Here is a 12248-nt window from a genome sequence, read left to right as displayed (position 1 = left end):
TGCGATTTGATTAGTTACAAACGCCTGCGTCGTCGCACAGCAAACCTGCTGCACCACCGACGACAGCGCCAGCCGCGGCACTTCCGCCAAGTGCGTCAGCAACGACTGCACCGCCAGCCGCACCGGCCAAAGCGCGTTCACCATCAGTGTCCAGACAGCCTGCAAGGGCCAGGACAAGCAAAGGTGCCGCAAGGATTTTGAATTCACGCATACTGCTCCGCCTCCATTTGGATTGTCAGATGCCACACTATGAGGCCAGCCCGGCATTGTTGCCAAGTTGGAAATAGTAACGATTCTGTGGTCGGCAGAGCTTCGCCGATTCACCCCTCGGCGAAAAAGGTCTGGTCTGACCCGTAATGAGTCAGACCAGAGGGAAGGGGAAGGGTAACGGTTTGCACGGACACGCACACCACGACGCATGCAGTGCGCTTGTCCGTGGTTGACACTGACGCAACAATCCTGGCTCTCAAAGCGTGATTGTTGCGAGGCGTCTAGTTGGGCCATTTTTCGCCCAAAGCGTGTAAGTGCAGGCAAAATCATGCCGATTCCTCTCCAAACACGTCTGGAAAGGACGCGCGGGCGCGACCGACATCGATTTTCAGCAATGCATCATAACTTGCTGGATCAAACGGATCTTCGGCTGCGACCACCTCGCGGCCAAACAGCCAAGACAGGCGGCCGGCATCAAGGTTTCCGCGCTCAAACGGCTCTTCTCCGAAGTATTCCCATAACGCCGCCATAAAGCCCGCATCGGCGCGGCGATCTGCCGGACGGCGATCTGCATAGCGCTCTCTAGAAACAATCGGGGTGATACCCTTCTTGTTCTCGCGGCGGATTGTGAACTGGAAATCAGTTCCCGGAAGACGGCCGGGAAACCCTTTGTATTTTAGCATGGACACCTCCTGCGCGAGGCGCCCATGCTGTTTTCAAAACCGCGCCTTGCGTTATTGGCCAGACGTGTTCTGGTTTGTGTTCTGATTAGTGTTTTGGTTGGTATTCTGGTTCTGGTTTGTTGTGCCTTGCCCGTTTGGATCAACCGGGTCAACAGGATCAACTGGTTCTGTAGGGATATCACCGGGATCGACCGGGTTACCGTTTTCATCCACGACCACAACATCGGTTGAACCGCCTGCTGGGACCATACCGACGAGTTCGCCGTATTTGTTGTAAACGGGTTCTTGCGGAATTGGTTCTGGCTCGGGCGTACAGGCTGCCAAAGCTGCAGCACAAACGACGAAAGCAGTGTATTTAATATAGTTGGGCATTGGTCCCTCCAAATTCCTAAAGTTTTTCTGAAAAAAGAGTACTTTGGAGAATTTCCCCTCGCAATATGTTTATTGAATACATGTTTTACCCGTCCGATTGCACCGTCACAGGGCGAAAATCTGCATTCAAAGACAAGGGGGGAAAGCGCGGCATTGGCCGCTGGAAGCGGGGCAAGTCCAATGACCTGCCCCGAAACCGAATTAGTATTTGCTGTACACGGGCTCTTCCACGACAGGCTCAACGTACACGACTTCTTCTTCAGCTGCGCATGCTGCGGTGAAAGCAACGAGGCATACTGCAACGAGGGTTTTAACTGACTTTGACATATTTCACTCCTGTTCCTGACATGCACCGGGGTCCGACCTAATATCGCCAGCCCGGATTGTCTGATCGAAAGGTTCACATCGTTGTGACCACGAGTGATGATAGCGGATAGCGCATTGGATGCACGCCCCAACTGCGTAGCAAGGGTATTCTGTGGTGCCAAAGCATCATTGGGCAGACAAGGCGCAACATTTTGCAGCATGCTTACAAGCCCTCCCACACGCAGTCATCGCCAACCGGTTGGTACGCTTCGAAGAACTGAGTCGCATCCGGCGCTGATTGCCCGAACGCCACCGGCCGATCCGAAAGCGAGATAATGACCTGAGACACAGCGGGATTTACCCCCGCCACCTTCGGCAAAGCATAATTTTCACAAAGAAACGCCATATCTTGCTCTGCTTCTGCAAAGTCGATGGATTGCGCTTCTTTTGCGATTTTCGGCGCAACGAACCGAAACCGGACAGTGCCCCCCTGCTCTGCCCAGATTGCATCCAGAAAGGTCACCGGCTGCCCAGACGGAACAGCCAGCGCCGCGTCGTCTGCCAGCGCCGGAAAGGCGCATAGGCCGATAATTGCCGAAGTAGCGATCGGGCGCGTCATTTGACCGGCCTCGCATGGGCAAGCCAGCGCGATTGACGCGCTGTATCGCTTAGCAGCGTCGCAATACGGCTTTCGATATCGGCCTTGGGAAAGGTCCGGGCGTTAACCGAACCGCCCGCCCGGACCCTCAAGTGCGAACCGTCCTCTTCGATCCGCACGACGGGCGAAAAGCCCCGAACACCCTGCAGTGCACGCCAAAGATCCTGACGGATCTGCTGTGCTAGACGCCCCTTTCGGGCCGCCGGCAACTCAACCTCTGCCACCACGTCAAAGCGCGGTGGCAGCTGACGCGCCAAAGTCAACGCGCCGCCCTCCCGGATGATATGCCACTGATTTCGCATCGGTTATTCGCCCTAAAACCCGCGTTAAAGGGGGATGTTGTCGTGTTTCTTCCAGGGATTTTCCAACTTCTTTCCGCGCAACGACGCAAAGGCGCGTGCAACACGGCGCCGCGTTGAACGCGGTTGGATCACCTCATCGATGAAGCCTTTTTCCGCCGCGACGAACGGGTTGGCGAAACGGTCTTCGTAATCTTCGGTACGCTTGGCGATCTTTTCTGCATCGTCCAATTCCGAGCGATACAGAATTTCGGTCGCGCCCTTGGCGCCCATCACAGCGATCTGCGCCGTTGGCCATGCATAGTTGAAATCGCCCCGCAGGTGCTTGGACGCCATAACGTCATACGCACCGCCATAAGCCTTGCGCGTGATCACCGTCACCTTTGGCACGGTAGCTTCGCCATAAGCAAACAACAGCTTCGCACCGTGTTTGATAACCCCGCCGTATTCCTGCGACGTGCCGGGCAAGAAGCCTGGAACATCAACCAACGTCAGGATCGGAATTTCAAACGCATCGCAGAAACGGACAAACCGCGCGGCCTTGCGTGAACTGTCTATATCCAGACAACCGGCCAGAACCATCGGCTGGTTCGCCACGACGCCTACGGTCTGACCTTCAAGCCGGATAAAGCCGGTGATGATGTTCTTGGCGTAGTCTTCCTGAATTTCGTAGAAATCGCCCTCATCCGCGGTTTTCAGGATCAGCTCCTTCATGTCGTAGGGCTGGTTTGGGTTTTCCGGGATCAGCGTATCAAGGCTGTCCTCGATCCGGTTTGGCGCATCAAAGAATGGGCGCACCGGCGGTTTTTCACGGTTATTTAGCGGCAGGAAATCAACCAAGCGGCGCACTTCTGTCAGCGCCTCAACATCATTATCGAACGCGCCATCGGCGACCGATGACTTCTTGGTGTGGGTCGACGCGCCACCCAATTCTTCCGCTGTTACCTGTTCGTTGGTCACCGTTTTCACAACATCCGGGCCGGTCACGAACATATAAGACGTATCACGCACCATGAAGATAAAGTCGGTCATCGCGGGCGAATACACCGCACCACCGGCACACGGCCCCATGATAACACTGATCTGCGGCACAACGCCTGATGCCATGATGTTACGCTGGAATACCTCGGCGTATCCGGCAAGCGAGGCAACGCCTTCCTGAATACGCGCCCCACCGGAATCGTTCAGCCCGATCACCGGCGCGCCGTTCTGCACGGCCATATCCATGATCTTACAGATTTTCTGAGCATGCGTTTCGGACAACGAACCACCAAACACGGTGAAGTCCTGCGAAAAGACGTAAACCATCCGGCCGTTGATCGTACCCCATCCGGTCACAACGCCATCGCCCGCTGGGCGATCCTGTTCCATCCCGAATTCGGTACAACGGTGCGCAACGAACATGTCGAATTCTTCAAACGAGTCTTCGTCCAGCAAAAGGTCAATACGCTCGCGCGCGGTCAACTTGCCCTTCTTGTGCTGGCTGTCGATCCGTCTTTGCCCACCGCCAAGTTTGGCCGATTCACGGCGGTCGTTCAGTTCTTGCAGGATATCTTTCACGGCAGCTCTCCCCTAGCGGATTTGAGGGCAACCTACTCTTGCTGCCCCGCAGCACAAAGCGAATTTCGGAATATTTGCAAATTTTTGGCAAGCACGTCCTCGCGAATTGCAAATTAGCAAACCAAGCCGCATTTTTGACCTTATGGACAACTTGCGTACTAAGACCTACAGCTATCCTATGAGTGAAAAACCCATTGTGCGGATATTTGACCGCACCACCCCACCTCATGTCGTAACACTTGTCCTGCTTGCCGGGCTCAGTGCGCTTACGATGAACATCTTCCTGCCCTCGCTGCCGAATATGACAGCGCATTTCGATACTGAATACCGGCTGATGCAGTTGTCGGTCGCACTGTATCTGGGGGTGAACGCCGTTTTGCAGATCATCGTCGGGCCCCTGTCGGACAAATACGGGCGGCGTTCGATCCTTCTTGTTTCCATCGTTCTATTTCTAATTGCCACGCTGGGCTGTATCTTTGCCACATCGGTAGAGATGTTCCTGATCTTCCGGATGTCGCAGGCCGTGATCGTAACCGGCATGGTGCTAAGCCGCGCCATCGTGCGCGATATGGTTTCGCAGGACGAGGCCGCATCGATGATCGGCTATGTCACGATGGGTATGTCTGTCGTTCCGATGATCGGCCCCGCCCTTGGCGGCATCCTTGACGAGGCCTTCGGCTGGCAAGCAAATTTCGGCATGCTCATCTTCACCGGGGTCGCCATTCTGGTGCTGGTCTGGTTCGATCTGGGCGAAACCGCAAAACCATCAGGCAACAGCCTTGGCGCGCAGTTCCGCGAATACCCCGAACTTTTAGGCTCTCGACGGTTTTGGGGATACGCCCTTGCCGCGGCCTTCGCATCGGGCGCGTTCTTTGCATTTCTTGGTGGGGCACCTTTTGTCGGAACCGAGGTCTATAACCTATCGCCATCTACACTGGGGCTTTACTTTGGCCTGACCGCCTTGGGGTACATGCTGGGGAACTACCTTTCGGGGCGCTATTCTGTTCGCGTTGGGATCAATCCGATGATCCTATATGGCACGATTGCCGTGACGGCGGGCCTGACTTGCTCGTTCCTCCTGATCCTACTGGGGTCCACACACCCCATGGCGTTTTTTGGGCTGGTTTCATTCGTCGGGCTTGGCAATGGCATGGTTATTCCGAATGCGACGGCCGGCATGCTATCTGTCCGCCCCCACCTTGCAGGCACCGCCAGCGGCCTTGGTGGCGCCATCATGATTGGCGGCGGCGCCGCCCTTTCTGCATTAGCCGGGGCGCTTCTGGTACCGGGATCAGGCGTCTACCCCCTGTTGGCGATCATGCTTGCAACCTCGGCCGCGGCGATTTTGTCGGTGCTTTACGTGCTGCACATCAACCGCATCGCTGGAGAGCTGGACGGCGGCGCGACAGAGTGAACCTTGATTTGCCGCTTTGCAAAGGGCAGAAATGCCGACAGCAAAACTGCAAAGGTAGCAACAATGGCCAACCAAAAACTCTATGCCGGGGTCAAACTGCGTGAAACCCGAACACGGCTTGGCCTGACGCAAAAAGAATTCGCGGCCAAGCTTGGCGTCTCGCTGCCCTATCTGAACCAGATGGAAAACAACAACCGCCCCGTGTCGACCGGGGTGGTGTTGGCGCTGGCCCAGGAATTTGGTTTCGACGTGACCGAACTTTCCGTCGGCGACGCGGAACGCATGGTAACCGACATGCGCGAAGCCTTGGCCGACCCCGTCTTTGCCGAAGCAACCCCGCCGCTGGCAGACTTACGCCTTGCGGCCTCTAACGCCCCTGCCCTTGCGCGCGCCTTCATCGACCTTCACCGGGCCTATCGCCAGACCCACGAACGCCTGGCATCTTTGGACGAGGCGTTGGGTCGGGAAGACGGACGCGTGCAACCTTCGCCATGGGAAGAGGTTCGCGATTTCTTCCACTATTGCGACAACTATATCGACGCGGTCGATCGTGCCGCCGAACATTTTTCCTGCCCCGATGGTCAAAGCAAAGACGCCATGACGCTGGCAATCGAGGCCCTGCAGGCCGAGGGAGTGAGCGTCGAAAACAGCAACAACGGAGAGTTGCGCGGTTATGATGCGGATACCCGGATCCTGCGGATTTCGTCCCGCGCGGATCTAGCCACGCAACGGTTCCAACTGCTGCATCAGGTTGCACTGCTGACCCAGTCCAAACTGTTGGACGCCACGCTTGATTTCGCCCGCTTCCAAAGCAACGAGGCACGCGCGATTGCGCGTATCGGTCTGGCCAACTATTTCGCTGGCGCGGCATTGCTGCCCTATCGGCCGTTCCTTGAAGCAGCCCAAAGCACCCGCCACGACCTAGAGCGTCTGGCAGATCAATTTGGCGCATCAATCGAACAGGTCGCCCACCGGCTTTCCACACTTCAACGTCCCGGCGCAAAGGGTGTGCCGTTCTTTTTTGTCAGGGTCGATCAGGCCGGAACGATTACAAAACGCCATTCGGCCACACGCCTGCAATTCGCCCGTTTCGGGGGCGCGTGCCCGTTGTGGAACGTTCACCGCGCCTTTGAAACGCCCGGCCGTTTCTTGCGACAACTGGCCGAAACGCCCGACGGCGTGCGTTACTTTTGCCTTGCGCGGGATGTGTCGAAACAAGGTGGCGCTTGGGGCGCACCTGTTCGGCGGTTTGCAATTGGTTTGGGATGCGAAGTGCGCCACGCGGACCAGCTGGTCTATGCCGATGATCTGGACGTTGCGCGAAAAGCGGCGTTTGAGCCTATCGGTATCTCTTGTCGGATCTGCGAACGTAAATCATGCCATCAACGTTCTGTTCCACCGCTGGAACGCCGGTTGAACGTCAACCCGAACCACCGCGGCGTGTTGCCTTACGAAATCGCGGAATAAGAAACGCCCCGGCAGATCAGCCGCCGGGGCGCAGCGCCCTAGCCTTCTGCCGGGGCCGCAAGCAAACGTGCGATTTCGTCTTTCAACGCAAGACGACGCTTGCGCATTTCCATCTCGTGCAACTCTTCAGTTGGCTCTACATTCGTTTCGGCCCGATGGATCGCCCGGTTCACTTCGTGGTAGTCATCGACCAACTTCGCAAAATGAGCGTCGTTCAATTTCAGCGCATGAATCGCGTCAGTTTTATCCGGAAACTCTTCGGACAGTTCATGAGGTGTATGCGACATAGCGGTTTCCTTCCTGTATGTTCCCCAAGACCTTAGAGGCCAGGCAGATACAGAACTTTGACCCCGATCAAATCACACAGCGAAGAAGCAAGTTTTTTGCACACTCACGGCTGAAATTTAGCCCTCAAGCTTTTGCCCGTGTTTCAGGATAACCGGCACGATCAGTTCTTCTTCGTCGATCAAGTGGCGGTCAAGAAACGGCGCAAAGCGCAGCAGTGATTTGTGCATCTCTCCGGCGGCGTCGGTCAAGTTGGCCGGGTCCGTTTGGAGCAAAGCATTGGTCGTGTCGGCCATCCGATGAATATACCCATCCAACGCGTGGTGATCCGCATCCAAAATCTCAAACCCGCTTTCCAGTTTGGTTTCCAACGCCGAAAGTTGCGGGAAATAGTGATGGTCTTCGATTTGATGGTGGCCGTGCAATTGGTTCAGGAAAAACCCTGCCAACCGCTGCGTCTGATGCTGATAACGCCGGCCATCCGTCTTGCCATCCAGCATCGCCTCTGCCTCCGTTTGAAGGCGGGCCAATGTGTCGCGAAACATCAGGTGCCGCTCCAGCCAGAACCGGGTCAGGCCATCAAAATTCCGGTGACTTTCCCACATATCACGCGGGTATTCCGAAAGCAGAACACGCAGCGCATCAGGCAAGCCATCACGTTGGGCTAATTCAGTCTTATCGGTCATGCGGCTCTGTCTTCTCCTAAGGGCGCGGGAACGCCCGGCTTTAAACTTTGGTGGCAAGGTCTGGCGGCGTCACGGCACGGCGTTTCAAGACGGCTTCGCGCCATGTGATGAACGTGACCGAGCCAAGGATAATTGCGCCGCCGATCACGACCCATCTATCGACGGACTCGTCGAAAACAAGCCATCCCAGCAATGTTGCCCAAACCAGCTGTAAAAACGTAACCGGCTGGGTGACCGTCAATGGCGCGGCGGCGAACGCTAGCGTCATGGTGTAGTGCCCGGTGGTGGCAAAAGCGGCCACCAAGAAAAGCAGACCCAACTGAGCAAGCGTCGGCGGCACCCACACGGCATAGGCAAACGGTGCCAGCACGATTGTAACCGTGATCGACAGCATCGCGACAACCACGGCGGGGCTGACCTCCATGCTCATGATACCAGCGATCAGGTAAGAGCAGGCGAACAAAACCGCCGTTACAAGCATCGCGATATGCCCCGGCGATATTTCGCGAACGCCTGGCCGCAAGATTACCAGCGCACCGATCAAGGCCATTAGAACCGCAATGATCCGACGCGCAGCCAAACGTTCACCTAAAAAGAAGGCCGCGCCAAGTGTCACGTAGACGGGATTCAGGTAATTCATCGCCGTCACCTCGGCGATGGAAATCTGCGTCATGGCAAAGAACCAACACATCACGCCAACACCGTGCGCCAAGCCCCGTGCCGAAAACAGAACCAAAGTTCGCCGCGTCAGGCCAGTACGAAAAAGCGGCCCCAACATGGGCACTAAGAACACCAACCCCAGCGCGTATCGCAAGAAAGCGGCCTGTGGCGCGGGAACCCCGTCCCCGACGTGTTTGACCACCGCAGTAACGGCCACAAATAGCGCGCCCGTGACAAGCATCCAGAAAACACCGACGAGTGGCTGTGCTGTGCGAGAATTCGGTTCAGACATGCCGGGACTTGATCCCAAGTCCGCGCCAAGGGCAAGTGACTTGGACGCACACCCAATGCGCCTTTTGGCAGAGCTGTCTTGTTAGAATCGCCCTTCATCGCGACGCGACGCGCTGCTCGCATTCTAATGCCACCCGTTTTTTGAGTGTCAGCTACCCGACACTAATCCACCCCGACACACCCTCCGAAGACCGCGATTCCCGCTTAGCGTGTGGGCCACACCCCTAACCAACACCCAAAGCTTGCCGTAGCGTAAAGGGGGTATATAATTTCGAAACATTTTTATGAAACATTAAGCGGTCGCCCATTTCACGGGCAATTTGCATTTTTCAAGGCATTCCAGAAAGACCGCGTATTTGAAGGGATTTCGGTTATGACTACGGCAACCTCTTACCTATCCAATGTCAACCAAGTGCAAAACGACATTAATGCGATCAGCAGTTTTTCAGAGGGCTTCGACATTGCGCTAAGTGCAAGCGAAACCGTGCTGGCATTGCCCGGCAAGATTGAACAAAAACTCAGATCGGGCGCTGACACCTTGAACCTGCCGTCTGCGGTGGTGACGGCGCTTAGCTTCGCACCTTTCGGCATCGGCACCGCAATCAAAACCTTAGACAACATCGCAGGCGAAACCGCCGATGTGATCGAGGAACAGGCCGACATTATGGGGGCGCTGGATGACGCATGGGCGCAGCCGCGCAATCTGGTCGACATTGCGCAAGCCGGGAACGACGTGGCCGGGAATGGCCTTTCGGCGCTTGGCACCGTAAATGCGATCCGTCTGGACGAGGCTGGCCTGTTGGTCGAAAGCCTTGGCGATCAGGAAATCCATTCAGGGTCCCAACTGGCCACGCGGCTTGAAAGCTACAGCCTTTCGGCCAACAGCTGGTTCATGGTGCGCGACACGCTTCTTGCACCGCTTCAGGCCGCGCTAACAGCGTTTGAAGCCGCAATCGACAGCGTGGAAAACTTGGTGCCGGACCTGTCGTTGCTGGACGATACGTTCGACACGATCAGCGACGTGTTCCAACCGCTTGCAGATGCCGCAGCCGCGCTGGAAGATGCGCTTTGCGTGGTCTTCACCATCACCCCGGCGATTGTCATCCCGCCAATCGTGGTGCCGCCCGTTGTGGTCTTTGGTGTTACGATCACGCCGGGCTTCACGATCCCGGGCTACACCATCCCGGCCGTTGTGGTCGATGTCTGCTCTATTCTGGATGATATCGGCAACGCCGTTGGCGTGGTGCAGGACTTTGTTGAAAACACCATCAACTCTATCCTCAACGCGCTGGGGTTCGACCTTTTCGGCGCAATTGATGACCTAAAAGATCTGCTTCTTTCTCCGCTTGATCCTGTCTTCGACGCGATTGACGCGCTGCTAGATACGTTCCAGCCCGTGCTGGACGCGCTGGACGCTGCGATGAACGAAGTCACAACTCAGCTGGCCAACATCATCGCAAGCATCGAAGATGTCGTCGACCAAGGCAGCCTGTTTGCGAATACCATCATCGGTGACGAAGCCCCTAACCTGATCGACTTTGCCGACACCCTTATCGGGACAGATGGCGAAGACGGCATTTATGGGCTGGAAGGCGATGACGACATTTCAGGCGGCGGCGGTAGCGACTTCCTGTTCGGCGGCAATGGGAACGACACGCTTTCCGGTGGCGCAGGCAACGACGAGATGTTCGGCGGTGAAGGGAACGACATTGTCTTTGCCGGATTTGGCAACAACCTGCTGGACGGTGGCGCGGGTGATGACCTGTTGATCGGCCAGAACGGCAGCGACATCCTGATCGGCGGCAGCGGCAAGGACTTCTTGATCGGCGGCGGTGGCAGCGATGAATTTATCTTTGGTGCTGGCGGCGGGACTGATCTGTTGATTGGGTTCGAAGACGATGTCGACGAACTTCAAATTGATCAGGATATGCTGTCTGGCGTCATGACAGCGGCCGAACTGATCGACGAATACGCCGTAACCTTTAACGGCCATACGATCCTAAGGTTTGATGAAGAACGGATCGTTCTGGTCGGCGTCGCCAATGCCAACGATCTGGTCGATGACTTGGTCTTCGTCTAACTTTTATTGGTGCCCAGAATAGAAAATGCCGAGATGGTGGCTGCCCCACCGTCCCGGCATTACATGTTCAAACCCAATTACAGTTGGGCCATCACCTCGTCCGAGATTTCGAAGTTCGCGGTGACGGTTTGCACGTCATCGTCATCTTCCAGCGCGTCCATCAACTTCATCAGCTTTTGCGCGCCTTCAAGGTCAAGCTCGGTGGTGGTCTGCGGTTTCCAGACAAGCTTGGTGGATTCAGATTCCCCAAGCTCAGCCTCAAGCGCGTTGGAAACGTCGTTCAGATCGGTATCAGCGCAATAGATGATGTGCCCATCTTCCGAGCTTTCGACATCCTCGGCGCCCGCTTCGATCGCGGCCATCATAACGGTGTCCGCATCGCCAACCTCGGCTGGGTAAGACACTTGGCCCTTACGGTCGAACATAAAGCCAACCGAGCCGGTTTCACCAAGGTTGCCGCCGTTTTTCGAAAAAGTCGAACGGACGTTCGATGCCGTCCGGTTGCGGTTGTCTGTCATCGCTTCGACGATCACAGCAACGCCGCCGGGGCCGTATCCTTCATAACGGATTTCGTCATACGCTTCTGCGTCGCCGCCAACTGCCTTTTTAATGGCGCGGTCGATCACGTCCTTAGGAACCGAATTCGACTTCGCCTCTTTCACGGCCATCCGCAGACGCGGGTTTTTTTCGGGGTCAGGGTCGCCCATCTTCGCGGCAACCGTGATTTCCTTGGACAGTTTTGAAAACAACTTGGACCGCGCAGCATCCTGCCGCCCTTTGCGGTGTTGGATGTTCGCCCATTTTGAGTGGCCTGCCATGAAACTCTCCGAACCTAATGCCTTGTTTGGAAGCCTCTATATGTCAGGCGCGCATGGGGCTGCAAGCCCGGCGGCCTCTACTAAGGCGTGCGGAAGCGATAGACCCGGTTTCTGTCACTGGTAATCTCTACCAATGCGGCGGGCCTCAGCAAATCCTCGCCGCCCAAGGCCCCCAAGACCTCGACCAATACGGTGCGCACCGGATTGCTACCTTTTTGCAGGGTCACCTTGTACGCATATGCATCGGGACACCCTTCCAGCCGCCCTGCCCAACCATCGGCCGTGCGCGTTTCTGCGGTGCGAAAGCCAAGGCAAGGCCAGCCGCTGCTCATACTGACGGTGACCCGGTCCCGTTCCAACAGCACGGCCTCGGGCCTGCTGCCAGATTCGACCCCACAGGCACCTACGAACAAAACAGCGGGCAACAGAAAGCGGAACATGGGACTCCTCCTTGGCGTT

The 12248-nt window shown here is 56.5% G+C and carries 14 protein-coding genes; 3 read left to right on the top strand and 11 right to left on the bottom strand.

Annotation, left to right across the window (positions count from 1 at the left end):
- Positions 1-10: 10 nt before the first annotated feature.
- The 6 genes from COL8621_RS04270 to COL8621_RS04245 all read right to left on the bottom strand — a co-directional run bounded on the left by COL8621_RS04270 (position 11) and on the right by COL8621_RS04245 (position 4088).
- A complete protein-coding gene (locus COL8621_RS04270; protein WP_093966064.1) occupies positions 11-211 on the bottom strand; it encodes a hypothetical protein in 201 nt (66 codons plus the stop codon).
- A gap of 325 nt (positions 212-536) precedes the next feature.
- Positions 537-893 carry a hypothetical protein gene (locus tag COL8621_RS04265; protein ID WP_093966063.1) on the bottom strand — a complete coding sequence of 119 codons (357 nt, stop codon included), beginning with the start codon at positions 891-893 and terminating at the stop codon, positions 537-539.
- A 51-nt stretch (positions 894-944) separates the two neighbouring features.
- Positions 945-1265, bottom strand: coding sequence for a hypothetical protein (locus tag COL8621_RS04260; RefSeq protein WP_093966062.1), 321 nt, complete (start codon positions 1263-1265; stop codon positions 945-947).
- 529 nt (positions 1266-1794) lie between these two features.
- A complete protein-coding gene (locus tag COL8621_RS04255; protein WP_235823733.1) occupies positions 1795-2190 on the bottom strand; it encodes a DUF6497 family protein in 396 nt (131 codons plus the stop codon).
- Positions 2187-2531: a hypothetical protein gene (locus COL8621_RS04250; RefSeq protein WP_093966061.1), complete on the bottom strand. Its 345-nt coding sequence runs from the start codon at positions 2529-2531 to the stop codon at positions 2187-2189. The genes COL8621_RS04255 and COL8621_RS04250 overlap by 4 nt, the downstream gene beginning before the upstream one ends.
- 24 nt (positions 2532-2555) lie before the next feature.
- Positions 2556-4088, bottom strand: coding sequence for an acyl-CoA carboxylase subunit beta (locus COL8621_RS04245; RefSeq protein ID WP_093966060.1), 1533 nt, complete (start codon positions 4086-4088; stop codon positions 2556-2558).
- Positions 4089-4266: 178 nt separating this feature from the next.
- Between COL8621_RS04245 and COL8621_RS04240 the strand changes: the two genes are divergently transcribed.
- Together COL8621_RS04240 and COL8621_RS04235 are read left to right on the top strand one after the other, a co-directional pair.
- A complete protein-coding gene (locus tag COL8621_RS04240; RefSeq protein ID WP_093966059.1) occupies positions 4267-5502 on the top strand; it encodes a multidrug effflux MFS transporter in 1236 nt (411 codons plus the stop codon).
- Positions 5503-5565: 63 nt separating this feature from the next.
- Positions 5566-6969, top strand: a complete 1404-nt coding sequence (locus COL8621_RS04235) for a helix-turn-helix domain-containing protein (protein ID WP_093966058.1) — start codon at positions 5566-5568, stop codon at positions 6967-6969.
- 38 nt (positions 6970-7007) lie between these two features.
- Here the strand turns inward: COL8621_RS04235 and COL8621_RS04230 are convergent, their stop codons facing one another.
- From COL8621_RS04230 to COL8621_RS04220, 3 genes are all read right to left on the bottom strand, one after another.
- A complete protein-coding gene (locus tag COL8621_RS04230) occupies positions 7008-7256 on the bottom strand; it encodes an HP1242/YdcH family protein (protein ID WP_093966057.1) in 249 nt (82 codons plus the stop codon).
- Between the two features lie 117 nt (positions 7257-7373).
- The gene (locus COL8621_RS04225; RefSeq protein ID WP_093966056.1) at positions 7374-7940 is read right to left on the bottom strand and encodes a hemerythrin domain-containing protein; all 567 of its coding nucleotides are present in this window, start codon (positions 7938-7940) and stop codon (positions 7374-7376) included.
- Between the two features lie 40 nt (positions 7941-7980).
- Positions 7981-8892 (bottom strand): DMT family transporter, encoded by a 912-nt coding sequence (locus COL8621_RS04220; RefSeq protein WP_093966055.1) that lies wholly within the window; start codon positions 8890-8892, stop codon positions 7981-7983.
- A gap of 372 nt (positions 8893-9264) precedes the next feature.
- On the opposite strand from COL8621_RS04220, the gene COL8621_RS19400 reads away from it, so the two are divergent.
- Entirely contained in the window at positions 9265-10971 is a 1707-nt protein-coding gene (locus COL8621_RS19400) for a calcium-binding protein (protein WP_093966054.1), read from the top strand.
- Positions 10972-11048: 77 nt separating this feature from the next.
- Here COL8621_RS19400 and COL8621_RS04210 read toward each other — a convergent pair whose 3' ends face one another.
- Both COL8621_RS04210 and COL8621_RS04205 read right to left on the bottom strand, forming a co-directional pair.
- Entirely contained in the window at positions 11049-11789 is a 741-nt protein-coding gene (locus COL8621_RS04210) for a YebC/PmpR family DNA-binding transcriptional regulator (protein WP_093966053.1), read from the bottom strand.
- 80 nt (positions 11790-11869) lie between these two features.
- The gene (locus COL8621_RS04205) at positions 11870-12229 is read right to left on the bottom strand and encodes a hypothetical protein (RefSeq protein ID WP_093966052.1); all 360 of its coding nucleotides are present in this window, start codon (positions 12227-12229) and stop codon (positions 11870-11872) included.
- Positions 12230-12248: the final 19 nt, after the last annotated feature.

This window comes from Actibacterium lipolyticum (genome assembly GCF_900184935.1).
GTDB lineage: Bacteria > Pseudomonadota > Alphaproteobacteria > Rhodobacterales > Rhodobacteraceae > Actibacterium_A > Actibacterium_A lipolyticum.
This window is presented reverse-complemented; position numbering and strand designations above follow the sequence as displayed.

Bases quoted from the DNA above. Each gene is read 5' to 3' on its own strand.
- COL8621_RS04270 (WP_093966064.1), bottom strand. From the start codon at position 211: ATGCGTGAATTCAAAATCCTTGCGGCACCTTTGCTTGTCCTGGCCCTT.
- COL8621_RS04265 (WP_093966063.1), bottom strand. From the start codon at position 893: ATGCTAAAATACAAAGGGTTTCCCGGCCGTCTTCCGGGAACTGATTTC.
- COL8621_RS04260 (WP_093966062.1), bottom strand. From the start codon at position 1,265: ATGCCCAACTATATTAAATACACTGCTTTCGTCGTTTGTGCTGCAGCT.
- COL8621_RS04255 (WP_235823733.1), bottom strand. From the start codon at position 2,190: ATGACGCGCCCGATCGCTACTTCGGCAATTATCGGCCTATGCGCCTTT.
- COL8621_RS04250 (WP_093966061.1), bottom strand. From the start codon at position 2,531: ATGCGAAATCAGTGGCATATCATCCGGGAGGGCGGCGCGTTGACTTTG.
- COL8621_RS04240 (WP_093966059.1), top strand. From the start codon at position 4,267: ATGAGTGAAAAACCCATTGTGCGGATATTTGACCGCACCACCCCACCT.
- COL8621_RS04235 (WP_093966058.1), top strand. From the start codon at position 5,566: ATGGCCAACCAAAAACTCTATGCCGGGGTCAAACTGCGTGAAACCCGA.
- COL8621_RS04230 (WP_093966057.1), bottom strand. From the start codon at position 7,256: ATGTCGCATACACCTCATGAACTGTCCGAAGAGTTTCCGGATAAAACT.
- COL8621_RS04225 (WP_093966056.1), bottom strand. From the start codon at position 7,940: ATGACCGATAAGACTGAATTAGCCCAACGTGATGGCTTGCCTGATGCG.
- COL8621_RS04220 (WP_093966055.1), bottom strand. From the start codon at position 8,892: ATGTCTGAACCGAATTCTCGCACAGCACAGCCACTCGTCGGTGTTTTC.
- COL8621_RS19400 (WP_093966054.1), top strand. From the start codon at position 9,265: ATGACTACGGCAACCTCTTACCTATCCAATGTCAACCAAGTGCAAAAC.
- COL8621_RS04210 (WP_093966053.1), bottom strand. From the start codon at position 11,789: ATGGCAGGCCACTCAAAATGGGCGAACATCCAACACCGCAAAGGGCGG.
- COL8621_RS04205 (WP_093966052.1), bottom strand. From the start codon at position 12,229: ATGTTCCGCTTTCTGTTGCCCGCTGTTTTGTTCGTAGGTGCCTGTGGG.